The organism is Natrialba sp. INN-245, from assembly GCF_009807105.1.
Taxonomy (GTDB): Archaea; Halobacteriota; Halobacteria; order Halobacteriales; family Natrialbaceae; genus Natrarchaeobius; species Natrarchaeobius swarupiae.
The window spans coordinates 1-23,377 of sequence record NZ_WUBV01000031.1 but is presented as its reverse complement, the minus strand read 5'-3'; the positions used below and the strand labels follow the sequence as shown (position 1 = coordinate 23,377).

Below are 23,377 nucleotides of genomic sequence, written 5' to 3'. Positions count from 1 at the left end.
GAATTAAATTCGCCTGCGACAGCACGGCCCGTTTTGGGACGTGCGGTCAAAACGGTGAAGCCGCGGGGCTTGCCCCCGCGGTACTTCACAGTAGTCACCCATCGTCGTTGCACACGCGACCGCCAGCCGTGTCGACGATCAGTGTGTCCATCGGTGCGGTTGGTACTAGAGGTGTCAGTGACCCTCGATCAGAATCTCGAGGACCTGGTCTTGGAGGAGCTTGCGTATCAAACGAGAGAGCGTTCCAGTCCGTATCAAGAAACGTCGCTCATTCGCTCGGTATAGTCCCAGCTGTAGATCTGATCAGGTTCGATCAGAATTCGAACCTCCTCTCGGTCGTCGTCGAGAAGCCGTTCTGCGAGGGCTGAATCCGTTCCATCGAGGTATCGGTCGATGAGTTCCCGTAGCACAGTCGAATCCTCGTCCGCCGTGAGCGTCGCTGTTCCACTCCCTCGCACGCCGCGGTATGGAATATCGTTCGTCGATACGTCGAACCCGACGTCCGAGTTGGCGCGCAGAAACTCCACGAGATGAGCGTTTGCTCCGGTCGCACACTCGAAGCACCCGTCGCGAAAGCGGTACCAGAGGGGGACGATCCAGAGCGCCCCGTCCGGTTTTCGAGTGGCAAGGCGAATTGGAACTCTCGCGTCCTGAAGAAACGTTTCCACATCGTCACCTGTCCACGGACCGCGAAACTCGGTCATACCGCATGGTTCGCTACCCAGGATGTAAAATGATTTACCCACCAACGAGACCGGTCGGTTACGGAGAACGAATTCGATCGCCCGGTCGACGGCATCACACAGAGCGAAGAGAACACAGATCTCAGCTGACAGAGTAGCCGGCAGTCGAAAAGCGCCCAATTGACCAATTCACCACCGCAACGCGACGCAGCCTCGGACGCGGTGGCCACTGGCACACTCGAGGGGCTGTGCGTCGTCGACTCGTCCCCGAGTCACGCTCACCCGACTCTCGAGAGCGGTTCGAACCACACCGCTGCGACCAGGACCGCGAGGAAGATATACGAGCCGCGGATGAGCAACATCGTCGCGAGTTCCGGGCCGGCCCGGCGTGCGACTGCGGCGACCGCGGCGAACGCGAGCGCGGCCACCACGGCGCCGGGCGGGAAGACGCGAGCGGCGACGAGCGCGACGACGACGAGCAGGGCGACGATCATCAGCCCGTAGGCGACGCCGTACGCACGCGCCGGCCCGACGACGACGGCGACCGTCCGTTTGGCGATCGAGCGGTCGTACTCGTAGTCCTGGGCGTCGTCGATCACCTTGATCCCGGAGAGCAAGACGAGGAAGACGAGCGCGAAGCCCACCGGAACCGGTGTCAACGTTCCGGTCTGGGCCCCAAAGCCGCCGAGAACCGCCAGCGCGATGCCGAGCGGGTAGCCCGTCGTCGCCGAGAGTGGGTGCATATCGAGCTGTGGCGCGTGATAATAGGCGATAAGCCACGTCGGGGCCGTGAGCGCGACCGCGAGCAGATCGGCTAGCGCGGCGAGCAGGAGACAGCAACCGGCGAACGCAGCCGTCGAGGCGACGAGGCCGACCCGACAGCCCCGTTCGGTCAGTGGATGATCGTCGTCCTCCCCCCGAACGTGGAAGTCGACGTAGCCGTCCTTGACGTGTGCGGTGTAGACCGCCGTGAACATCGCGCCGACGTGGACGGCGGCGACCGGCGGATCGACTGATCCGGCGAGGATCGCCCCGAACAGCGACGCCGCAAGCGGCGGGAGCATGAACACGGGGTGGACCTGCGACCAGAACGCCCGCGCCGTCGCTTCGAGGCCGGAGCCGCCACGAACCAGGGACATACCAGTCGTGACGACGAGGTGAGACATAAATCACACAGGAGAAATCAGCCACCGTGTCACGAGCGGACCACCCATCGTGCTCCGAGCGAGGGTTCCCAACGCCTCCACCGGAACCGGCCGCGTCGTCGACCGGAACTAACTTGGGAGATGGCCCACGTTCTCTCATCGACGACGAACCCGCCCTCCCAACTCATGCAATTCGATCGCGACCGCCGGCCGACGGAATCACGGACGTCCAGGCGACGACTGCTCGAGCGACTCGGAGCCGCTGGCACGACGGGAGCCGCCGTCGCGCTGGCGGGCTGTCTCGCGAGCGCGGAGGTCGAACCGGTGGAGTGTAACGGCTACACGGTCGAACCGGAAGCTGACCTCTCCGATGCCGACCTCTCGGGCTGTGATCTGTCGGGAGCCGATTTCACGGAAGCCAATCTCACCGACGCCGACCTCTCGAACGCCGACCTCAGGGACGCGAACTTCTTCCTGGCCGACCTCTCCGGCGCGGACCTCTCCGGAGCGGACCTCTCCGGGGCCGACCTCCTCGTGAGCGCGCTCTCGGCGGCGACACTCGAGGGGGCGAACTACGCCGGAGCCGACCTCTCGGGGCGAAACTTCGTCGGTGACGACCTCTCCGGCGTCGTCCTCGAGGACGGCGATCTCTCCGGGTCGGATCTGACGGACGCCGACTTCTCGGGTGCCGACCTCTCCGATTGCGACCTCTCGGGCGCCACGCTGTCTGGCACCGACTTCACCGACGCCACGCTGTCGGATGCGACCGTCGAGGACGCGGTGATCGAAGACGTGACGTTCGCCGGAATCACGGCGAGACGTGTCGACCTCTCGGAGACCGACCTCTCCGGAATGGAGATGCCGGGCGTCGACCTCGCCGAGAGCGATTTCACGAGGGCGGACTTCTCCGAGGCGACCCTCTCGGGAGCGAACTTCGAAGGAGCCGATCTCTCGGTCGCGGATTTCACCGACGCTGATCTCTCCGGGGCGAACCTCGAGAACGCGAACCTCAGGAGCACGACAACGTCGGGTGCCGATCTCTCCGGGGCGACGTGGCACGACGGCTCCGAGTGGTAGCCGAGACGCTCACCGACCGCCGCCTCGGTCGGCCTCGGCGACGACGCCCCCGTCACGAACTCGCTCACCCTCGAGCGTTTCGGGGAAGATCTTTCCGGGGTTGAGCGTGTCCGTCGGATCGAACGCGCGCTTGACCGCGCGCATGGCGTCGACCGCGCCGTCCCCGTGTTCGACCGCTAGGTACTCGCGTTTTCCCTCGCCGATGCCGTGTTCGCCGGTGACGGTGCCGCCCATCTCGAGCGCTCGTTCGACGACGGCCCGGTAGACGGTTTTCCCGCGCTCGACGGAGTCAGGGTCGTCGTAGTCGACGAGGGGGCTGTAGTGGAGGTTCCCGTCGCCCGCGTGGCCGTAGCAGGGCGTGAGAACGTCGTGTGCCTCGGAAATTCGTTTCGTCTCGCGAACGATCTCGGAATAGGCGCTGATCGGTACCGTCACGTCGCCGGGGTGGAAGGGGACGAGGTCGGGATCGTAGCTGTCGACGGCGAAGGCGATCTCCCGGCGGGCCTCCCAGAGGTCGGCCATCTCGCTGGGGTCTGCGCTCGTCTCGACGCGCTCGGCGCCGTACTCCTCGAAGATCGCCCGACAGAGCGCGATCTCCTCGTCGATACCGTGATTGGCGTGAAACTCGAGAAAGACCGTCGGCGCGTCCGGCAGGCTGGTGTCGAGGTAGGCGTTGGTCATCCGGGCACTGAGGGCGTCGAGCAGTTCGATCCGGGCGACGTCGACCTCAGTGCGGATCGCCTCGGCGATCGCCCCGGTCGCGTCCTCGAGCGTCCCGAACACGGCCCGGCCGCCGTGGATCTGTTCCGGACGCCCGGCGAGCTCGAGCGTCGCCTCGGTGACGACCGCGAGCGTGCCCTCGCTGCCGACCAGGAGATCGGTGAGGTTGTAGCCGCTCGAGGTCTTCGCCGCCCGCGTGCCGGTCTCGATCACGGTCCCGTCGGCGAGCACCGCCTCGAGGCCGAGCACCCAGTCGGCGACCTCGCCGTACTTGACGGTCTGCATGCCGCTGGCGTCGGTCGCGATCATCCCGCCGATCGTGGAGATATCGCCGGAGGACGGAAGTGGCGGGAAAAAGAGGCCGTCGCGGGCGACGTGTTCGTCGACGTCGTCGCCGATGACGCCGGGGCCGACGTCGATCTGGAAGTCCTCGGGTCGGTAGTCGACGACGGCGTCCATTCGGGTGAGATCGAGGCTGACGCCGCCGTGGGCCGGTACCGCATTCCCCTCGAGGCCGGTCCCCGCCGCGTAGGGGGTCACTGGAACGCCGCGGTCGGTCGCCGCCGCCAGGACTGCCGAGACGTCTGCGGTGGACTCGGGCCAGACGACGGCGTCCGGGAGGACCGCTCGGCCCTGCTGTTCCGCCCCCCAGTCGGCGGCGTGTGTCTCTCGTCTCGTCTCGGTGAACGATAGCTGGTCGTCCGCGAGGTCGAGGTCCTCGAGGAACGAACAGTCGTATTGCATAGCGGACCGTTGTAGAGGACACGTATCAAACGTTCGCGTCGGACTGCGAGGGCAGCTCACGATACCATCAGTAAACCAGAGTCAATACCGCTGCACGGAGCGTCGTTACTGGTTATTTGTCCAACAGTTCACAATGCTGCACCGTGGGGAGGTTCCAGTTGTACGTGACCGCAACCAGCCGAGTCACGACGGTCACGACAGCACACACGACCGCAGCCGTACTCTCGGCACCTCCGATCGATCCAACGAGCCAGTAAGCGCTTCCGCCCAAGACTGCACAGGTTGCATAGAAATCCTCGAAGAGGATAAACGGAGCGCGGTCAAGAAGAATGTCCGCAAACGCGCCACCACCGACGGCGTTGATCGTTGCAATCGCAACGACACCAAACGCGGAAACACCCACCTCAGTTGCGACAATCGCACCAGTCGTAGCGAAGGCGGCGAGCCCGATAGCGTCGGAGACGAGCGTTACCGGATGGCGTTCCGGCGACGACAGAACGACGCTCAGGACGATCGCCAATCCAACTCCGAGTAGCCCGAGACTGATTTCGATCGGCGACTGTAATGCCAGCGGGACTCGCGCCACGAAGAGATCGCGCGTGACGCCACCGGCAAACGCCATGGCAAGTCCGACGATGGCGACGCCGAACACGTCGAACTCCTCACGGATCGCCTTCGACGAACCGACGAGTGCGAACGCGACCAACCCGATCGTGTTCATCACGGCGAATGGATCACCGAATAGTACGGTGAACGCGTCCTGACTCACTGCGGTGGCCTACGAAGCAGAGTTTCTTGAGCGCTACGCATTGAACGGACGCTGTACCGGTGGGGCCGTCCCGCGATCACCATCGAACCCGTAGTCGGCGACGTGACCGACGACCACGTCGAGGCCGCCCGCGGAGGCTACCGGGAGATACTGGACGAATCGTAGTGCGGCCGAGCATGGATCAGGGCTCGAGGACGAGTTTCCCGAGGAAACTCTCGGTCATCACGTCGCGGTGGGCGTCGGCCGCTTCCTCGAGGTCGTACTCTCTCGAGACGTCGATCGAGAGCGCGCCGACGTCCATGAGATGGGCGACGCCCCGCAGCGGCACCCGCAGATCCGGCGTGTTGAACATACTCATAAACTGGTAGGAGACGTCCTTCGAGCGGGCGATACCGTCGTTCGTAAACGCCGGGTCGGGACTGTTCTCGCCGATGCCGACGACGCGCGCACCGGTCGCGGCGACGTCCGCGTCGAACTGGAGGTAGTCGTCGAGGCGGTGGTCAAGGATCACGTCGACGCCGCCGTCGGAGGCCTCGAGCACCGCGTCGGCGAGATCGTCCCGGCCGTAGTCGAGGACCGTCTCGGCGCCCAGCGCCTCGAGATCGTCGTGGTACTCCTCGGCGGCGGTCGTGATGACGCGGGCGCTCACGGCGTTTGCGATCTGGACCGCCGCGTGTCCCACACCGCCGGAGCCGCCGTGGACGAGACAGTACTCGGCTGGCTCGAGGTCGGCGTGGTCGATCAGCGCCCGCCAGGCGGTGACGGCGGCGACACCCGCACCGCCGGCTTCGGTCAGATCCGCGCCGTCGGGGAGGTGGACGACGCGATCCGTAGGGATCGTCGCGTACTCGGCGTAGGCGCCCTGCTCGGTGGCGTTTCCGATCCCGGTTCCGTACACCCGGTCACCGGTCTCGAAGTCCTCGACCTCGGTCCCGAGGTCGGCGACGACGCCGGCGACGTCGACGCCGGGCGTGAAGGGGAGGGAAACGGGTTCGTACGACCCGTCCCGGAAGTAGGTGTCGACGGGGTTGACGCCCGCCACGGCCACCTCGAGGAGGAGTTCGTCCTCGCCGGGTTCCGGCTGATCGATCTCGTCGACTCCCAGTACGTCCGCATCGCCGTGCTCGTGGAGGCGTACAGCGCGCATGTCGTTCGGGGAGACGGATTCCGTCGGCATAAGAATACGTGCACTTGTCGACGGGTCGATCACCAGCGGAGCCACGACGACCTCGAGGCAGTCTGCGAGACGACCCGCGAGGAGTTCCTCACGACGGGCCGATAGCACCACTGATACGGATTGCTGTAACTATTTACCGGGGCAACCGCAAGGCGAGGTGCGGTTGCCCCGGTACGGACTTACAGCAGTCAGTATGAGAGGAGAGCACACAGGGTAGCTGGAAGAAATTAACCGACAGAACTCGTTATTTTTACCGGAAACCTGGTGTGTGGCAGCTACCGAACGGCGGTCGTCGCGTCGTCGATGATCTCGAGGGCCTCCTTGAGGTCCTCCGTACTGGTGGCATACGAGAGACGGGCGTATCCCTCACCGTTTGCACCGAAGGCGTCGCCGGGGACGACGACCACGCCACGCTCGAGCACCTCGTCACACCAGCCGTCGGGAACCTTCGGCATGACGTAGAACGCCCCCGACGGTGTCGGAACCTCGAGGCCGGCATCATCGAGGCCGTCGAGGACGAGATCGCGTCTGCGTTCGAAGGTGTCGACCATCTCGTCGACGGGGTCGTGCGGGCCAGTCAGGGCTGCCTCGGCGGCGTACTGGGCGGGCGCGGAGGCACAGGCCTGTCCGTACTGGTGGACCCGGAGCATGCGCTCGATCCGCCGATTCGATCCAGCTACCCAGCCGAGTCGCCAGCCGGTCATCGAGTACGTCTTCGAGCAGGCGCTGACGACGACGACGTTGTCCGTCTCGGCGAACGCCATCGGCGAGTGGTGTTCGCCCTCGAAGACGATGTGTTCGTACACCTCGTCGGAAAGACAGAGCACGTCGTGTTCGTCGGCGATGCGGGCGAACTCGCGCATATCCGCTTCGCTCTGGACGGCTCCGGTGGGATTCGCAGGGCTGTTGACGACGAAAACCGCCGTGTCGTCGGTGATCGCCTCCTCGACGGTTGCCGGATCGAGCGTCAGATCGTCCCGCAGCGGGACCGGTTTCGGCGTCCCACCGGCAATGTGGGTCAGCGCGTCGTAGGAGACGAATCCCGGATCGGGGATGATCACTTCCTCGCCCGGATCGACGTGGGCCTCGAGGACGAGGTGTAACGCCTCACTGCCGCCCGACGTGGCGATCACGTCTTCGGGATCGATCTCGAGGCTGTACTCGCGATCGTACTTCGTAGAGATGGCCTCCCGAAGGCTCTGTGTCCCTTTGTTCGACGTGTAAGCGTCGGCCCGACCGTTTTCGATCGCCTCGATCGCCGCCTGCCGAGCGTGTGAAGGCGTTGGGAAATCGGGCTGGCCGATACCGAGGTTGATCGCGTCCTCGCCCGCAGCCTCGAACACTTCCCGAATACCGCTGATCGATACCTGCTCGACCCGGTTGGCAAACTCCGTCATGCTTAGATGAGTGTGGCCAACCCCGATAACTTTTGATGTGTCTACCGTCCATCCGAGCGCATCGATTCACAACGGTTGTGTGGTTTGTTCCCAACACGTACGACAATAATACAACCGGATTGACGAACCGTGCGTGCTTCGGGTGCAACGGCTGTGACTCGTCGTCGAGAGAATCAGTCGCGAACTCGGCAAGAATCGAGTCGGCGGGCCGATTCATACGGTTTACTGTACGTCATTTCCGGCGCAACCGCGACCCGAGCGACGGTTGCGCCGGTACATCGTTACAGCAATCCGTATCAGTAGAACTCGCGGACGAGGTCCATCGCGTCCTCGGGCGCGCCGTCGGGGATCTCGGCCATGTTCTCGGTGACGCCGTGTTGTTCGTGGTACGGAACCGAGTTCTCGTCTCTGTACATCACGCCCTGGTACTCCTTATCGTTGTCGAGGATCACTTCCTTTGCGGCCTCGTAGTCGTTCGGATCGTGGCCCTCCTCCTCGAGGTCGACCAGCGAGTCGCGGAAGTAGTCGTACGTGTCGACGTCGTTGAACGTGACACAGGGGCTGAAGACGTTGACGAAGCCGAAGCCGTCGTGTTCGATCGCTTTCTGGACGATCTCCTGGTGGCGAAGCGCGTCGGACGCAAAGGACTGGGCGATGAAGGAAGCGCCCGATGCGAGCGCGAGGGCGAGCGGGTTGACCGGTGGCTGTTTCGGTCCTTCGGGCGTCGTGGAGGTCTCGAAGTCCGACCGCGAGGTCGGCGAGGCCTGTCCCTTCGTCAGCCCGTAGATGCGGTTGTCCATGACGACGTAGGACATGTCGACGTTCCGGCGGACGGCGTGGACGAAGTGACCGGCACCGATCGAGTAACCGTCACCGTCTCCGCCGGCGGCCATGACCTCGATGTCCGGACGGGCCATCTTCACGCCCGTCGCGACCGGCAGCGCACGTCCGTGAACGCCGTGGAGCGCGTAGGAGTGCATGTAGGTCCCGATCTTTCCGGAACAGCCGATCCCGGCGACGACGAACGTGTTGTCAGGGTCGTTGCCGGTCTCGGCTAAGGCTTTCATCATGCCGTTCATCGTCCCGAAGTCACCACAGCCGGGACACCAGGTCGGTTGCTTGTCGGATTTGAAGTCGGTAAATCGAACGTCGGAGCTCATTATGCTGGTACCTCCTCGGAGAGTTTTTCGGTAATCTCTACTGCGAGTTCGTCCGCCTTGAAACGGACACCCGTGTACTTGTTGATCCGTTTTACGCGTTCGAGGACGTCGTGTTCGATGATATCCGCGAACTGGCCGGTCGCGTTACACTCGACGACGATCGTCTCGTCGGCAGCCTGGATCTCCTCGGTGAGATCCGGACGGGGGAAGATGTACGGAACCGAAATGATGCGCACGTCGATCCCTTCGTCCTCGAGATACTCGAGGGCTTCGACGAGCGCCCCTTCGTTCGACCCCCACGAGATGACGAGGTTGTCCGCGTCTTCGTCGCCGAACTCGCGGTAATCCCACTCCTCTTGCTCTTTGGCCGTCTCGACCTTTCGGTTGCGCTTGTCGACCTGCCGGACCCGCTCGTCTTCGTCTTCCGTCCGGCGACCGAGTTCGTCGTGCTCCAAGCCGGTGGACATGTGTGCACCGTCGGTCGTACCGGGAATCGCACGCGGACTGACGCCGTCGTCGGTGACAGCATGGGCCCGGAACCGACCCTGTGCGTCGAGCCACTCGTCGACGCTGTCGTCGTCGACGAGTTTGCCGCGATCGATCTCGACAGCGTCCATATCGAAGGTCTCGGGTTCGAAGGTCTGTTCGGTAACCGACATCGCCAGATCGGAGATCAGGAAGACCGGTGTCTGATACTTCTCGGCGATGTTGAACGCTTCGATGGTCTTCCAGAAACACTCCGGAATGGTTGTCGGCGTAATGACGAACCGTGGGACTTCACCGTGACCACCGTACAGCGCCATATTCAGGTCGCCTTGCTCCTGTTTCGTCGGCATCCCGGTCGAGGGGCCGGAGCGTTGCACGTCGGTGATGACCAGCGGCGTCTCGCTGGTCGCGACCAGCCCGAACGTCTCGGTCATGAGATCGATCCCGGCCCCGGAGGTTGCGGTCATCGCTCTGGCACCGGCTCGAGCGCCGCCGAGTGCCATGTTGATCGCCGACAACTCGTCTTCTGCCTGGACGACGTGACCACCGTACTCTTCGATCCGTCCGGTCAGATACTCCATGATAGAGGTCGCAGGGGTGATCGGATACCCCGCGTAGAACCGGCAACCAGCAGCGATCGCACCCATTCCGATCGCTTCGTTACCGTTGAGGAGAACGTAATCGTTGTCGGTCGTCTCGAGGTCGTACTCGAGATGAGAGAGATCGTAGTTCTCCTGGACGTACTCCTGGCCCAGCCGGGCCGCCTGTTTGTTGTTCTCGACGATCTTCGTGCCTTTTCCGCCGAAGCGCTTCTCGAGGGCCTCGTCCAAGTACTCGACGTCGAAGCCGACGAGTTCACACGCCGCCCCGAGCGCGACGACGTTGAGCATGATCGCCCCGCCCGCGTCCTCCGCGAGCGATTTGAGGGGGACGTCGACCGCGGTGATTTCGTCGGGAATCTCTGCCTCCCACGAACGCTCGCCGTCGTAGATGACGGCACTTCCCTCGTGGAGTTCGTCGAGATTCTCGTCGATGGTTCGCTGGGTCAACGCGACCAGGATGTCCAGGCGATCGACGACGCTCTGGACGTCCTCGACCGAGGTCCTGATCTTGTAGGCGGTGTAGCCGCCGCGGATCCGTGAGGCGAAGTCTTTCGACGTGAACACGTGCCGTCCGGCTCGGGAAAGGGCCTGAGCGAAAATCTTTCCGGTGGAGTCGATACCGTCGCCAGCCTCGCCTCCGATCGCCCAGTTGAGATCCTCAGCCATGTTAAGGCGAACTTGCCCCCAGTAAATGAAAAGGCTTCTGAAACCCCAATCGACGACCGCAATTATTTCTGATACGTCGATCGAGAATCGGAGCGTTCGATCTCGCTGTAACAGTTGATCTAGACGCCACCACATCCTCGCACAACAACCAAAGCACGGTCAGTTTCGGAATGGATCCCGTGTATATCTGCAGTATATAAGCTGGGTAGAATGTCGTTCCCGTCAGTTTCATTCGAGTCAGCGACGGGATAGACACGTCGTTCGTAGCGACCGTTCGTAGTCGGTGAGACGATCACTCATCGATCGCACTCGAGCGCACTAGCAGCCTCTCGAGCAGCGTACAACGCCGTTCGACGACTGGCACGGACCGCTATGATCCGTCCCGACCGATCACAGACGGAACCCGATCGACTCGATCAGGGGAGTCCAACCCGTTCGCTGGCGTCCTGGAGTGTCTCGAGACAGGCGACGATATCATCCCGGTCGTGTGTCGCCATGGGAACGAGTCGGACGACGGACTGGGCGTCGCCGTGGTCGGCTGTCGTTGGCCCTGTGGGCGGTCGAACCACCGGTGGAACGACGATGCCGTGCTCGGTAAGCTCTCTGACGAGTGCGTGTGCATCCTCGTGGTCGGCGAGAGTGACCGGGAGAATCTGTGACTCTCCGGATACCGAGAACCCCATCGTCTCGAGTCCGTCTCGCAGGTGGGAGACGTTCTCCCAGAGTCGTTCGCGTGCGTCGCTGTGGCGCGCGAGGTGCAACGCTTCACTCGCAGCCGCCGCCGCCGGCGGTGCCAGCCCCGTCGAGTGAACGAACGGGCGCGCACGAGCGAGTACGTACTCGATCAGTGCGTCGCTTCCAGCGATGTACCCACCCTGGCTGGCCAGCGCCGCCGAGAGGACACCCATCTGAACGTGAACCTGATCCTCGAGACCCTCTGCCTGGACGATTCCACCGCCGTCGACGTACAAGCCCGTCGCGTGGGCCTCGTCGACCATCACCCACGCGCCGAACTCCGTCGCGAGGTCAGAGATCGTCTCGAGGGGCGCGACCGAGCCGTCGGCGGCGAAGACGGAATCGGTAAGAATCAGCCAGGATTCGTCGCCGCCATCGGTGACGACCCCGTCGGGCTGTTCGACTCGCTCGACCAGTTTCGATCGCAAGTCGTCGGCGTCACAGTGGTCGTATACGATCGTCTCACAGCCCGCGAGCCGACAGCCGTCGACGAGACTCGCGTGGTTGGACTCGTCGGCGAAGACGACATCCGGCTCGAGGGCTGTAATCGTCCCGACGTTCGCCGCGTATCCGGACGGAAACGCAAGCGCCCGTTCGCAGCCGTTTACCTCCGCGAGAAGCCGCTCGACGTCACGGTGGACCATCGTATCACCGGTCACGTGTCGACTCGCACCGGCACCGGTCCCGACCGTCGCAGCGGCCTGTCTGGCTGCGTCCTGTACGCGCTGGTCGTCGGTCAGGCCCAAATAGTTGTTCGAACCGAACACCAGCGCCTCGGCCGACTCGAGCACCGGAAGTTCGCCGCCGGTGGGCTCCGCGAAGTACCCCCGTTCGGCGACCCTGTCGGCGGGCGATAGCCTCCGTTTTTCCCCGAGGTCAGCCAGCCGATCCTCGAGGTCAAACCCGCGGTCTTCCATTCGGGTGAACGGAGTCATCGCCGCCGTTTCACTTTCACGGTTCCGATCGAGCGGGCGGGGTCCGTCAATCGTCGTCCGAAGATGTGGCCCCTCGCGCCCGTATCTCGTCGGGGTCGAACGCGTTCACCTCCCGGTTTGGCTCGAGACCCGCACGGTCGACGACATCGAGATCCGCTACCGCGGACTGTCCGCCGGTCGTGAGATAATCGCCGGTGAGAAGGCCGTCGGCACCGGCCTCGAGGGGCAGGTGTTGCTCGTCGGCGTCGAACGCGACCTCGTGACCGCCAGTGAGACGAACGCGCGCGTCGGGGTGGAGCAGTCGGTAGACCGCGAGTGCAATGACGAAAACCAACTCTGATCGCTGGCTCGTTGCCACCGACCGACCGCGACCGATCGTTGCACGCCCGTATCCGACGTATGATACAGGAAACTTCCGAAAAGTGGTCGTTCGTCAACTAGTGTTCGGTCGAGAACCCGAAATCGGCCGACACGTTAATACACTCCGTCTCTCAGGTAACGTGACTGAAAAAATTCCAAAACTTAATTATCTGTGATAATGTAGTGGTAGAGAGCGAGTCCATGACCGACAGTACGATCGAAAACAAACCGGGCGACGGCGGGTTCGACATCGGCTCGAGCGCCGACGAACTGTTCGGGGAGATCGCGGAGGAGCCCCTCGAGACCGACGTCGACCGAGACGACGACGGCGAGTCCGAGGACGACCAGGGCGTCGAAGACCAGACCGCCGCGACGGTCTTCGGACAGCTCAAAGACGAAGTCGATCGCTCCGGAACCGACGAGTTGCTCGCCGACGAGAGTCCCGAGGACATCATCGCGAGCGCGGACGAACCCGAACCCGAGCCGGAGGTCGACGACGACCTGCTCGCCGACGAGGAGGCGTTGACGAACCTCCTGTTGACCGAGCGGACGAAAGGTGAGGAGTTCCTCTGGATCGACGCCGGCGACTCCGCCGGCGTGAACGACTCGGACGACTCCCCGTCGGACGCACCCCCTTCAACCGACGACCGATCGGCGGAGTCGACAGCCGAGGGCGACGTGGCCGAAGACGCCGCAGGTGCGATCGAGTCCACGGACTCGAACGACGAGCCCGCAACCGAGACCCAGCGGTCGGTCCTCGAGACGAACGCCAGACCCGATGAGGGCAATCGATCGATCAGTTCGGACGGTGCCTCGACGGACTCGAGCGAGTCGAGCCCGTTCGCAGCCGACGAGTCGGAAGACGAACCGGACGAGCCCGAAGTGGGTGAAATCGAACCCGCCGAGCCGGAGTTTTCGGACATCGAACCCGAAGGGATCGGGTTCGCGGACAGCGACTCCGAGGAGACCACCAGATCCACCAGGTCGGAAGCCGACGCCGACCCGACGGAGACGGACGAATCGGATGGCGACTCGACCAGCGAGCCCAGTACCGAATCCGACTGGCCGGAGGACGCGGACGACGTCCCGACGGGCTTTTTCGGTCGACTCCGCGCGAAGCTCGCGAGCCTCTTTTAGGCCCCACCGGTCATGGACGACGGGGCCGCCCCGACCCTGCTCGAATCCCTCTCGTGAACGTCGTTGACACACCATCGTAGCCACCAAAAACCAGACTCGAGTACCGAGAGAGCCTACCGACTGGGATCGATCGGACGTCGACGGCGCGAAAGAAGAACGCGAGCGTCGTCGGGCGTCTACGAGAGGAACTCTTCGATGTGGTCGGCAACCTCCTCGGGAGTGTCACCGACGGGGACGCCAGCGTCGTTGAGCGCCGAAATCTTGCTCTCTGCGGTGCCGGTCCCGGAGCCGGAGACGATCGCACCGGCGTGACCCATACGTTTGCCCGGCGGCGCGGTTCGGCCGGCGATGAAGCCGGCGACGGGCGTGTCGACGTGCTCGTCGATGAACGCGGCCGCTTCCTCTTCGTCTTCGCCGCCGATCTCACCGCACATGACGATGGCTTCGGTCTCGTCGTCGTTTTCGAACAACTCGAGGGCGTCGACGAAGTCGGTGCCGATGATCGGGTCGCCGCCGATACCGATCGCAGTGGTCTGACCGATGCCGCGGTTGGTCAGGTTGTCGACGACCTGGTAGGTCAGCGTCCCCGAACGGGAGACGAGTCCGACGTTGCCGTCGGCGAAGATGTTGCCGGGGAGAATGCCGAGTTTGGCCTCGCCGGGCGTGATGAGACCAGGACAGTTCGGACCGATGAGTCGCGTGTCGGTCTCGGTGAGACGCTTGTTGACTCGCGCCATGTCCTGAGTCGGAATGCCTTCCGTGATCGCGACCGCCAACTCGAGGTCGGTGTCGAGCGCCTCGAAGATGGCGTCGCCCGCGAACGCCGGTGGGACGAAGATGACGGAGGTGTCTGCGTCCTCCGCTTCGACGGCCTCGTCGACGGTGTCGTACACCGGAACGCCGGCGGCTTCCTGACCGCCCTTGCCGGGGACCGCGCCGGCCACGACGTTGGTGCCGTACTCGATCATCTGTTCGGCGTGGAACTTGCCTTCCCCGCCGGTGATACCCTGTACCACGACGCGCGTCTCGTCGTCGACTAACACACTCATGCTTCCACCTCCGCAGCGTACTCGACGGCACGCTGAACTGCATCCTCGAGGGTCTGTTCGACCGTCACGAGGTCCTCGTTGAGAATCTCCATCCCTTCTTCCCAGTTCGTCCCAGCGAGGCGGACGACGACCGGCTTCGGAATCTCGTCGAACTGCTCGAGTGCCTCGTTGATCCCCTTGGCGACCTCGTCACCGCGGGTGATGCCGCCGAAGATGTTGAAGACGACGCTATCCACGTTGTCATCCGAGAACACCATATCGAGCGCGTTCGCGATCCGGTCCGCTTTCGCGCCGCCACCGACGTCCAAGAAGTTCGCGGGTTCGCCGCCGTAGTGGTCGACGAGGTCGAGCGTCGTCATGACGAGGCCCGCACCGTTACCGATGATACCCGTGTTCCCCTCGAGGCGAACGTAGTCGAAGTCGTACTCGTCGGCTTTCTGCTCGAGTTCGTCGCCGCTCGCGGCCTCCTCTTCCATTTCCGCTAACTCGGGCTGGCGGAACAGCGCGTCTTCGTCGATGTTCATCACGGCGTCGGCCGCGATGACCTCATCGTCGGCGGTGACCATCAGCGGGTTGATCTCGGCGTCGGAGCCGTCGCGGCTCGTCCAGAGATCGTAGAGCGTGGTGAGCACGCTCGAGACGTCACGAGCGACGGCGCTGTCGACGCCGGCATCGTAGACGGCTTTCCGCGCCTGGTAGGGGTGCATGCCGAAGGACGGGTCGATGTGTTCCTGTGCGATCGCGTCAGGATCTTCCTCGGCGACCTCCTCGATGTCGACGCCACCTTTCGTCGAGACCATCGCCACGGGTTTCCCCGCACCGCGGTCCATCGTGATCCCCACGTAGAGTTCGTCGGTGAAGTCGACCGCTTCCTCGACGAGGACCTGTCCGACGTGATAGCCCTTGAGATCCATCCCAAGGATGGTGTCGGCCGCCTCGCGTGCTTCGTCTTCGTCGTCGACGAGTTCGATGCCGCCGGCCTTCCCACGGCCGCCGACCTGTACTTGCGCTTTGATCGCGACTGGATACCCGATCTCCTCGGCCGCGGCGACGACGCCGTCGACGTCGGAGGCGAGTGCTGACGCCGGCGTCGGAATCCCGGCGTCGGCGAAGACGTCTTTCGCCTGATATTCGTGGAGTTTCATAGCCATTCGAACGGCGGTTCCCACCTTGCTTAAATCCTGTTAGTTTCCACTCGCTTTCCGATTCAGCCGCCGAGTCTCAACTCCGATACCGACATCTGTGCGAACAATCACGACTATTCGGGCGGTTCCAAACAGTATTTCAACGTCGACGGGACAAACGCGCCCAGTCGTCCGGACTCATCGGTATCTCCCGGCCGGATCCGATAGGGAGTATCGTCGCTAACCGACGGGTTCTGCTCCCCGTCTGTCGTAGCTGTCTCTCGATTCGGCACAGAAACACGATAAACGCCGACGAGAACCGTATAGAACCGAAGACAGTCCGAAACGCTAGCGCAGTTGGCTACGAACCGGGAGTCTCGAGTCGCGCAACGTTGAGCAAGACGTGGTTTCGAGACGGTTCGACTGCCTCGATTTCGCCGGCGATCAACAGACCGACGTGGGGTATCGCTCCGATCGCGATCGCATCACCTTCCCCGAGCGTCTGAACCGACTCCTGAAATCGAATTCTCGCTCGACAGAGCTCCGGGTGATGGACGTTCGTAAACGTGATACCGTCGACGACCGCATCGACTCGGTCGAACTCGCGCGCGAGAACCGCCGTTTCGGGGTTGTCGACCGGACGTCGATCGAGGATATCGTAGGCCGCGTCGGTCGGCTCGTACCCGCCGTGTGGGCCGGGAACTCCTTCGACGAGTCCGAGCGAGTTGAGACTCGACATCTGGTTGCGGACGGTTCGCGGTTCTCGGTCAATCGTCTCGGCGATCGTCTTCGCCGGCACGGGAGATTCCTCACCCTGATAGCCGTTGACCAGCGCGGTGAGGATCGCCCGCTGGCTGCTCGTCAGATCGATCGTTACCATCGTTACCGGCGATTCGTGGGCCACAGTAAAGAGTGCGGCGCAGGGACAACATAATTGCCAAGTCCGTCCAGTCGCTACGTACTCGAACGGAAACGACAACGGACGGAACCGACGTGACAACTGAAAGTGACGGATCTCGGCTGCGATGGCTCTCATCGATACGGACCGTACTCCGCACGCTGGTCCATACGAACGTCTTCATCTCGCTCGCGACGGTCAGCGTCGCGATTACGACGGTCTCGCTCACGGACCTGCCGTTCGATCCCTTCCCGCTGTTTATCGTCTTCGCCGCGACGATGTTCGTCTACAGCATCAACCGAATCACGGACCTCGAGGAAGACGAACGAAACGTTCCGGCGCGTGCATCGTTTACGAAACGGTACGGTCGACTCTGGCTCGCGGTCGGGTCGGTCCTCTACGTCGGTGCGATCGCGGTCGCCGTCGTCCTCGGAATATCCGGTGCGGTGTACTTGCTCCTCCCGGCCGCGGTAGCAGTCGCCTACTCGGTCGGCATCAAACGCGTCTTCCTCGTCAAGAACTGTTTCGTCGGATTCGCTTGGGCGGTGATCCCGCTCGGCGTCGGCTACTACTACGGGCAGCTCCCGAGCGTCGAGATCCTCTTTCTCGCCGGGTACGTCGGCGTGATGATCACCATCGCGGCGGTCGTCTTCGACGTCAAAGACATCGCAGGCGACCGCGCGGAGGGGATCGCAACCGTCCCCAACACGGTCGGCCCCCGTCGAACACGTCTCCTCTCGGCGGCCGCAACCGTCGTCGTCGCCGCGGCAGTCCTCGCCCTCGTCGCGTCGAGCGTGCTCCCGAGTCGGTACCTCGTCGTCCTCGCGATGAACGGCTACGTCCTCTGTTACGTTCCGTTCGCGACGGCGGATCGTGGGCCGCTGTTCTACGGGTTCGTCGTCGACGGCGAACACGTCTTTCTCGCCGCGGTCGTCCTCGTCTGCGAGTGGCTCGTCTGGTAGCTGGTACGATCAGTCTCGATCGGTGTCACTCCACGAACAGTCCTGGCACTTCTGGCCGACGACGAAGGCGGTGACCGACGGCATGTACCCCACTGACAGAACGTCACCCCCGCAATCCGGGCAGTCGCGATCGGCCTCCGAGATGGATTCGGCCTCCATCACCGGCTCTCCCTCGATCAGTTCCGCGAGCGTCTCTGCGGTGACCATTCGCCCCTGAACGACGCGATTTTCGCTCACGAGTCGTACTGCGAACGCCATCGTCCTAAGCGTTTCCAGGGAGATGCGGGTCGGGCCGTCGGTGAGAAGTCGAGCTATTCGATCGTCACGACGGTCGTGGTTCCGAACTCGACCGTGACGTCGTATCCCGCGTACCGAAACACGACCCGACCAGTCCGGTCGGTTCCGCGTTGGGTCTCCGCGAAGATCGACGACAGTGCATCGGGATCGATCGTCCGGTAGAGTGGCGGGAGTGCAACGGGGTCGACGTCCTCGAGTTTCGCGACTTCGGCGACGATCCGTTCACAGATCCCGGCGGACTCGAGTTCCTGGACCCGTTTCATTGACACCAATCGCCACATTCAGGTGTTAATAGATTTCGATATCGTTTTGCATCGGGACGACCCCTCGTCGCAACCACACTTCGAGGAGATCGTCCCGGATCAATCAGCACCCTCGCCGGCGGTCACATCGGGCCCAACGGGACCGGAACCGGGACCGGACGGTGTCTCCACACCCTCATCGCCAGCCAGCATCCCCTCGACGTCCACGGCCAATCGATTGACGACCGAACGCCCCTCCCGTTCGCGTTCGACGAGACCGTCTTCCTCGAGACGCTCGAGATGGTGAGTCACGGTGCTCGGATCACGATCGAGCGTCTCTGCCAGACCGCTAACCGAATCTGGCCCTTCGGTAGCCAACGCATGGAGGACGGCGGCCGTCGGCTCGTCGTTGAGCGCGGCGTCGAGTTCGTCCGACTCGGATCCGATCGGGAAGTAGCGGCGACGGCCCCGGATGCTCTTTCGCGAGATCAGATTCTCGAACTCGAGAATTCTGAGGTGGTATCGCGCGGTCTGCATCGGGACGTCAGTCTCCTCGCCAATTTCCGCGAGATACGTGCCAGGAGAGTCCCGAACGTGGTCGTAGATCGCCGAACGCGTCTCGTGCTCGAGGGGGTCGTCGTCGCTGAACCGTTGATAGCCAAGCAGGGCGAACAGTCGCGTCGCCCACTCACGAAGCACCGCCGTCGCCGTCGAGAGCAGTGATCCACCCCCACCGCCGACCGAGCCCGCCGAAAGGAGTGCAGTCGTCCCCACTCGTCGAGCCACGAGGGCAGCGCCCGCTGCACCGGCACCGATCGCGACGCCAGCACCGGCGCCAGAGCTGGGAACTGATCCGCCCCCAGAGTCGTCGTCGCTCGGTTCGGACGCCGTCCGGTCCGTCGACTCGTCGGCGGTATCCGTCCGTTCGGATGCAGTGGATTCCAGTCGTTCGCTGTCGGCGTCGGCACTCGTCGTGGCGTTCAGTTCGGCGTCCACGGACGACGGGTTTTCAATCGATCCGTTCGCCGAAATCGAATCCTCGATCGAGACGTTGACACGATCGTCCTCCGAGAGCGTCCCCGAAACGTCGACTCGATCCACCTCCGAAAGCAACTCGTCGACCGCCGTCCGAATCGCCTCGTCGGTTTCGTTCGTACTCTCGCTCGAAAGAATCTCCTCGAGGTCGGTCTCGAGCTCTTCGGCGGTTCGGTTCGCACTCTCGTTCGAGAGAATCGCCTCGAGGTCGGCCTCGAGTGTCTCGATCGTCTCGTCGACGTCGTCGCTCTCACTGGTCGCTATCGAATCGGAGTCGTCGTCAGTCGTCGAGTCGATGGGGTCGAGACCCGAACCGTCGGTAGCGGCTCCATCCGTCGTCCCGGAGGAGTCGGTATCCGTGGCGTCCGTATCGATGACCCCCGCATCCGTGGCGTCGGAATTACTGTCGTCAGTGTCGCCGTCTGTGACGGTATCCGTACCAGCGTCGGTGTCACCGTCCGCATCAGCGTCAGTGTCGTCAGTGTCGACGTCGTCGGAGTCAGTATCTCCGTCGTCCGTTCCACTATCGGTATCGTCGGAATCGGCCTCGGTGTCTGTGCCGTCCGTATCACTGCCGATCTCGGTATCGAAGTCGTCCGTATCTCCGTCGGTATCCGTGTCGTCAGTGTCTGTATCGTCGATATCACCGTCGTCCGTTGCGACCGTGTCGTCCTCGTCAGTGACGTCACTCGTCTCGAGTGACGCGACGCCCGCCTGCGCTCCGAACGCACTCGCTGGAGCGGCGAATAGAAGGCAAATAACTGATACGATAACGAGTGTTTGGGTTACTCGCATTCGTTTCACCCGATGTTCTTCCTCGTGAGGGGAAATTACGTTCCAACAGAAAGTCGTTTTTGGACGAATCAGTAACACGTAGACCGAAATCGAAGTAAGACGTTCGTCGAGTGGGAGGGATAACAGTTCACACGGAGCGGGTCAATCTCTCGATTCGAGGTGTGTGTGGGGGCGTCACCCGCTCGCGTGGGCCCCAGTCTCTCCCTCGGTCTCGCTCGCCGCCGACGCGTCCTCGTCGTTCTCATCAGCACCATCGTCACTACCGACCTCGAGGTTGCCCTCGCTTTCGGCCTCGGAGTCGACGTCGACTCCGACGCCATCGGACTCGCCGCTCACGTCGACGCTCGAGGAACCGCTGGCTTCAGCCAAGGATCCGTCATCAGCGCCCTCGTCATTGTCTCTCTCGTCTTCGTCTGCGTCGCCGGTGCTGACCTCGACGCTGGTTTCGCTCTCGGCTTCCGTACTGACGCCGTCGTCGACGTCTGCATCGACGTCGGCACTCGAGGAGCCACCGGCTTCGGCCGAGGATCCGTCGTCACTTCGGTCCTCGTCATCGTCGGAAGCCCCGTCGCTAGCCTCGTCGGCACCCGACTCGACGGATGCGCTGCTTTCGGCGTCCGCCTCAGCCGATCCGCTCGAGGTGAAGACGCTGACCGTGCTCTGGAACGTCGAGCTGATCCAGGCGGCGAAGCCACCGTCTTCGTCGACCTCGTCGGCCTGTGATTCGTCGGAGTCGCCGTTGTCGTCGTTCTCCGACTCGTCTGCTTCGGTCTCGTCTTCGGACTCATCGACGTCGTCACTTCCCGACTCATCGGCGTCGTCGCTCTCCGATTCGTCGGATGCCTCATCGTCGTCGTTCCCTGCCTCGCTCGAGGCGGAGCCTTCGCCCTCGAGTTCGATGGTGATCGTACGCTCCTCGCCGTGGTAGGCGGACAGCGTCACGACGCCCGAGACGGCGGCATCGTCGGTGTCGATCTCGAACGCGACCGTCTCGTCGACGTCGGGGGTCGGCAGGACGACGGTCCCCTCGGCGTCGGACTCGTACGTTCCGGCCGCTTCAGCGCTTCCGTTACCGACCGCGGAAACGGTGACATCCGCACCGGTGGCGGCCGAGCCGGACCGTTCGATCGTTGCCAGCGTCTGCTCTTCGGTCGTTTCGATCGTGACCGTCATCGATTCCTCGGCGGTCGCCTCGCCGGCCGCCGCAGCGGGTGCGACGGCGGCCATCACGAGCACCATTGCGAGTGCGACTGCGGGTAGTTTGTTCCGGATCATTGCACTCGAAGCATGACCGAGGTATTGAAAGAGGGTTCTCACAGATCCGTCCAAACGTTCCCCATTCGTCAGCGAGCCAAGATAAATCGACGGCGACAGCGTTCTCGAGGGGTGGTCCGGCGTTGACATCGGCGGCGACCGACGGCAACCCGTCCGCGATCGATCCACTTCCCGCCCGCGGGGACAGCCGGCACCACCACGGAACGGACCGAAATCACTTCGAAAATAACAAACAAAAATCATACTGAGTAGGTAATCGGATGTATGAAGTTGGTCCTACCAGAACAAAACAGTCGGTCGCTTCGACGCATCTGCAACTGTCTGATCTGCCTCTATCGCTGGCAGACGAATAGTCGCACAGGAACCAGTACCGCTCTTCGGGTGAACGTCGAACGATCCGCCGTATCGAGTTACACACCAGTTCACTAACCAGAGTCCCAGACCGGATCCGTGTTCCAGGTCTCGTTCTTCGCCGTGGGAAATCACGTTCGCTTCCATTTCGTCGATACCAGGCCCGTTGTCTTCGACGGACAGCACGATCCACTCGCCATCGTCGACGAGTTCGATTTCGACGCGAGGCTCCCGAGACGTGTTGTGCTTTACTGCATTCTCGACGAGTTCCGAAACTGCACCGGTGATCTCACTACCAGCACAGATATCCTTCTCGGTGCGTACGTCCGTATCGATTACTACGCGTGGGAACTGTTCTCGGTACCGTGAGGCAATCTCTGTCAGCAACGAGTCTGGATCGAGTCGTGACGGTTTCACGTCCCGAGAGGCAGCGTCTTCCAGTTCTCGTGCGCGTTCGCCGAGTTCGATCGACTCCTCACCGACGTTTCGAATGTCGCTTCCGATTTCGGCGGGCGTCGTATCGTCATCGGTTTCGAGAAGGTGAGAGAGACCCGTAATCACCTGCATGTCGTTGCGAAGGTTGTGACGAAGCACTCGATTGAGTACTCTGACCAGGTGCTCTTGCCGTCTCCGACCAGTAACGTCGTTCTGAATGCCGAGGAAATGTGTCACAACACCTGCCTCGTTTTTGACCGGCGCGACCCGAACCTCGTTCCAAAACGGAACTCCGTCCTTGCGGTAATTTACGAGTTCCACGACGGTTGGTTCACACGCTTCGATGCTCTCTCGTAGCTTCGTCACCGCTGTGGGATCGGTTTGTTCACCCTGCAGAAAGCGATAACTCCGACCAGTTACGTCGGCGGGATCGTAGCCCGTTATTTGCTCGAACCCTCGGTTCGCATACACGATCGGATTCTCCGGCTGTTGGGCATCGGCGATGGTGATCCCGACGTGTGCCTCGTCGATCGCTTTGTTTTTGAGTTCGAGCTCGCGTTGGGACTTCTTCTGTTGGGTGATGTCACGCCCCACGCCATGTACACCGACAATTTCTCCATCTTCCGTTTCTGGAGTCCCATTCACTTCGAGCACGACCGTGTCGCCCGTTGCCGTGGTTAGTTCGAGTTCGACAGCGTCGATATCGTCTCCCTCGAGAATAGATTCGAACGCAGCCAGCGCACGCTCGGCCGATCGCTCGGTGTTGAACGTCGTAAACGGCTCACCGATCATCTCCTCGGGTTCGTAACCCAAAATTCGCTCAGACGCAGACGAGACGTAGGTGAACTGTCCCTCGAGGTCGAATCTGAAGAGGAGGTCAGAGGTCGTGTCCGCGATTGCTTTGAACCGGTCCCGTTCGCGTTCGAGATGGCGACTCCGTGCCTGCAGTTCCTGTTCGTACCGTTTTTGTTCAATCCGTTGGCCAGTCAGACGCGCAACTAGTTCGACGAACGTTTTCTCTGTAGTATAGCCCGTTGCACGATTTCGAAATTAGCTCCGACCTATCGCGGTGTAGTCACTAGCGTCTAAATAGTCACTTTAACTAGACTAGAAGTCGGATC

The 23,377-nt window shown here is 62.7% G+C and carries 20 protein-coding genes and 1 pseudogene; 3 read left to right on the top strand and 18 right to left on the bottom strand.

All coding sequences use genetic code 11. The features are described from left to right. Positions 1 to 254 precede the first annotated feature (254 nt). Together GRS80_RS10065 and GRS80_RS10060 are read right to left on the bottom strand one after the other, a co-directional pair. Positions 255 to 704 (bottom strand): pyridoxamine 5'-phosphate oxidase family protein, encoded by a 450-nt coding sequence (locus tag GRS80_RS10065; RefSeq protein ID WP_160047450.1) that lies wholly within the window; start codon positions 702 to 704, stop codon positions 255 to 257. 257 nt (positions 705 to 961) lie between these two features. Next, positions 962 to 1,822 (bottom strand): UbiA family prenyltransferase, encoded by an 861-nt coding sequence (locus tag GRS80_RS10060; protein WP_160047449.1) that lies wholly within the window; start codon positions 1,820 to 1,822, stop codon positions 962 to 964. A gap of 192 nt (positions 1,823 to 2,014) precedes the next feature. Here GRS80_RS10060 and GRS80_RS10055 point away from each other — a divergent pair, with 192 nt between their 5' ends. Continuing rightward, positions 2,015 to 2,905, top strand: coding sequence for a pentapeptide repeat-containing protein (locus GRS80_RS10055; protein ID WP_160047448.1), 891 nt, complete (start codon positions 2,015 to 2,017; stop codon positions 2,903 to 2,905). Between the two features lie 9 nt (positions 2,906 to 2,914). Here GRS80_RS10055 and GRS80_RS10050 read toward each other — a convergent pair whose 3' ends face one another. The 8 genes and pseudogenes from GRS80_RS10050 to GRS80_RS10015 form a co-directional block, all read right to left on the bottom strand. Continuing rightward, a complete protein-coding gene (locus GRS80_RS10050) occupies positions 2,915 to 4,369 on the bottom strand; it encodes an FAD-linked oxidase C-terminal domain-containing protein (protein WP_160047447.1) in 1,455 nt (484 codons plus the stop codon). Positions 4,370 to 4,481: 112 nt separating this feature from the next. Next, a complete protein-coding gene (locus GRS80_RS10045; RefSeq protein ID WP_343161523.1) occupies positions 4,482 to 5,138 on the bottom strand; it encodes a TRIC cation channel family protein in 657 nt (218 codons plus the stop codon). Positions 5,139 to 5,319: 181 nt separating this feature from the next. After that, positions 5,320 to 6,285 (bottom strand): NADPH:quinone reductase, encoded by a 966-nt coding sequence (locus tag GRS80_RS10040; RefSeq protein ID WP_160047446.1) that lies wholly within the window; start codon positions 6,283 to 6,285, stop codon positions 5,320 to 5,322. Positions 6,286 to 6,590: 305 nt separating this feature from the next. Then, positions 6,591 to 7,712, bottom strand: a complete 1,122-nt coding sequence (locus GRS80_RS10035; protein WP_160047445.1) for a pyridoxal phosphate-dependent aminotransferase — start codon at positions 7,710 to 7,712, stop codon at positions 6,591 to 6,593. Positions 7,713 to 8,008: 296 nt separating this feature from the next. Further along, positions 8,009 to 8,872 carry a 2-oxoacid:ferredoxin oxidoreductase subunit beta gene (locus tag GRS80_RS10030; protein WP_160047444.1) on the bottom strand — a complete coding sequence of 288 codons (864 nt, stop codon included), beginning with the start codon at positions 8,870 to 8,872 and terminating at the stop codon, positions 8,009 to 8,011. Beyond that, positions 8,872 to 10,626 (bottom strand): 2-oxoacid:acceptor oxidoreductase subunit alpha, encoded by a 1,755-nt coding sequence (locus tag GRS80_RS10025; protein ID WP_160047443.1) that lies wholly within the window; start codon positions 10,624 to 10,626, stop codon positions 8,872 to 8,874. Before GRS80_RS10025 ends, GRS80_RS10030 begins: the two co-directional genes overlap by 1 nt. 416 nt (positions 10,627 to 11,042) lie before the next feature. Then, positions 11,043 to 12,278 carry an aminotransferase class I/II-fold pyridoxal phosphate-dependent enzyme gene (locus GRS80_RS10020; RefSeq protein ID WP_160047442.1) on the bottom strand — a complete coding sequence of 412 codons (1,236 nt, stop codon included), beginning with the start codon at positions 12,276 to 12,278 and terminating at the stop codon, positions 11,043 to 11,045. Between the two features lie 64 nt (positions 12,279 to 12,342). Continuing rightward, a pseudogene (locus GRS80_RS10015) lies at positions 12,343 to 12,636 on the bottom strand (biotin synthase BioB); the annotation flags it as partial. 221 nt (positions 12,637 to 12,857) lie between these two features. Between GRS80_RS10015 and GRS80_RS10010 the strand changes: the two are divergent. Next, entirely contained in the window at positions 12,858 to 13,793 is a 936-nt protein-coding gene (locus GRS80_RS10010; protein WP_160047441.1) for a hypothetical protein, read from the top strand. A gap of 176 nt (positions 13,794 to 13,969) precedes the next feature. Here the strand turns inward: GRS80_RS10010 and sucD are convergent, their stop codons facing one another. From sucD to GRS80_RS09995, 3 genes are all read right to left on the bottom strand, one after another. Continuing rightward, complete coding sequence (gene sucD, locus GRS80_RS10005; RefSeq protein WP_149080556.1) at positions 13,970 to 14,842, bottom strand: succinate--CoA ligase subunit alpha; 873 nt, start codon at positions 14,840 to 14,842, stop codon at positions 13,970 to 13,972. Continuing rightward, a complete protein-coding gene (gene sucC, locus GRS80_RS10000) occupies positions 14,839 to 15,987 on the bottom strand; it encodes an ADP-forming succinate--CoA ligase subunit beta (RefSeq protein WP_160047440.1) in 1,149 nt (382 codons plus the stop codon). Before sucC ends, sucD begins: the two co-directional genes overlap by 4 nt. 340 nt (positions 15,988 to 16,327) lie before the next feature. Then, a complete protein-coding gene (locus GRS80_RS09995) occupies positions 16,328 to 16,846 on the bottom strand; it encodes an Rrf2 family transcriptional regulator (protein WP_160047439.1) in 519 nt (172 codons plus the stop codon). Positions 16,847 to 16,959: 113 nt separating this feature from the next. On the opposite strand from GRS80_RS09995, the gene GRS80_RS09990 reads away from it, so the two are divergent. Beyond that, positions 16,960 to 17,826, top strand: a complete 867-nt coding sequence (locus GRS80_RS09990; RefSeq protein WP_343161522.1) for a UbiA family prenyltransferase — start codon at positions 16,960 to 16,962, stop codon at positions 17,824 to 17,826. 9 nt (positions 17,827 to 17,835) lie between these two features. Here GRS80_RS09990 and GRS80_RS09985 read toward each other — a convergent pair whose 3' ends face one another. The 5 genes from GRS80_RS09985 to GRS80_RS09965 all read right to left on the bottom strand — a co-directional run bounded on the left by GRS80_RS09985 (position 17,836) and on the right by GRS80_RS09965 (position 23,204). Further along, positions 17,836 to 18,063 (bottom strand): DUF5795 family protein, encoded by a 228-nt coding sequence (locus tag GRS80_RS09985; RefSeq protein ID WP_149080559.1) that lies wholly within the window; start codon positions 18,061 to 18,063, stop codon positions 17,836 to 17,838. Between the two features lie 74 nt (positions 18,064 to 18,137). Continuing rightward, complete coding sequence (locus tag GRS80_RS09980; RefSeq protein WP_160047437.1) at positions 18,138 to 18,386, bottom strand: HalOD1 output domain-containing protein; 249 nt, start codon at positions 18,384 to 18,386, stop codon at positions 18,138 to 18,140. Between the two features lie 99 nt (positions 18,387 to 18,485). After that, positions 18,486 to 20,195 carry a helix-turn-helix domain-containing protein gene (locus GRS80_RS09975; RefSeq protein ID WP_160047436.1) on the bottom strand — a complete coding sequence of 570 codons (1,710 nt, stop codon included), beginning with the start codon at positions 20,193 to 20,195 and terminating at the stop codon, positions 18,486 to 18,488. 174 nt (positions 20,196 to 20,369) lie between these two features. Beyond that, positions 20,370 to 21,470, bottom strand: coding sequence for a hypothetical protein (locus GRS80_RS09970; protein WP_160047435.1), 1,101 nt, complete (start codon positions 21,468 to 21,470; stop codon positions 20,370 to 20,372). 276 nt (positions 21,471 to 21,746) lie between these two features. Beyond that, positions 21,747 to 23,204, bottom strand: coding sequence for a PAS domain S-box protein (locus tag GRS80_RS09965; RefSeq protein WP_235019709.1), 1,458 nt, complete (start codon positions 23,202 to 23,204; stop codon positions 21,747 to 21,749). Positions 23,205 to 23,377 lie beyond the last annotated feature (173 nt).